Source organism: Streptococcus lishijunsis, assembly GCF_047290665.1.
In the GTDB taxonomy this organism is placed as follows: domain Bacteria; phylum Bacillota; class Bacilli; order Lactobacillales; family Streptococcaceae; genus Streptococcus.
In genome coordinates, this window is record NZ_JBLBUC010000051.1 from 1 (window position 1) to 942 (window position 942).

Annotated in this window: 1 protein-coding gene; it reads right to left on the minus strand. The window is 43.2% G+C overall.

Annotated elements, in window-relative coordinates; genetic code table 11:
- Positions 1-940 (minus strand): IS110 family RNA-guided transposase (locus ACLN19_RS09095; protein WP_413385530.1); only part of this gene is annotated, 940 nt, incomplete at its 3' end.
- Positions 941-942: the final 2 nt, after the last annotated feature.

The following is a 942-nucleotide window of genomic DNA, read 5'->3' on the forward strand; positions in this document are numbered from 1 at the left end:
GTTCCTTAGCGAGGAAGTTTCCAGATTCGTAGTGTCTCAAATCAATCCCAATAAAAGCATTGATTTGATTGGCGGAGTGAAACCTACGAATATCCCCTAATTCGCCGATGATAGATGTGGCCGTTGTTTCAGCGATACCAGGGATTGAGAGAAGAATCTCGTACTCTGGTAAGGGCTGAGCTAGTTCCACCATATCGTCTAAGACTGCCTGTCTCTGTTCAGAAAGTCTAAGCAATTCTTTTGCATAGTAACGGACCTCTTCCAGTATTGGAGAGGTTTTCTTGACGGCACAATAAGATTGATTAGCTAGTGCTATTAGCTTCTCTGCTAAGTATGCCACACGCTTGTCCGAAATCCGTTTTGAAGTGGATTGACGAATGCTTTCTGAGAGTTTATCCTTGCTTAACTCAAGCACGAAGTCCTTACAAGGAAAAGCTATAACTAAGTTCCAGTATTGTTCACCAGTTGGTGTTGACAAAAGATTTTCCAATTCAGGGAAAGTGACCTGTAAGACCTTGTGCAGGCGGTTTTTAGCTCGAACAATATCCTCTGTCAGATTCTGATAGAAGCGACTGAGATCACGCAAGCTTTGGTAGACAGCTTCCTGAACATAGCTGGATTTGCGGTTGAGTACAAACTGAGACTGAGCCAGTTTTTCCGCATCGATTTTGTCTGTTTTTCTCACACGCAAGCTATCCAGTTGCTTCTTGGCTTCTAAGGGATTGAGTCGTGTATAAGCGTAGCTATGTTCATCCAGAAAAGCTTGAAGACGACGAGAATAGACACCTGTTGCTTCAAAGATGATTTCTGGCTTGTGAACGGTTTTCAAATCGCCAAGTAGCCGAGAAAAGCCAATGGCATCATTGGACATGGTGTAGTTATGTACCTTCTCGCCATTGACTAGAATGGCTACTTCTGAACTTACCTTACTCACGTCAATTC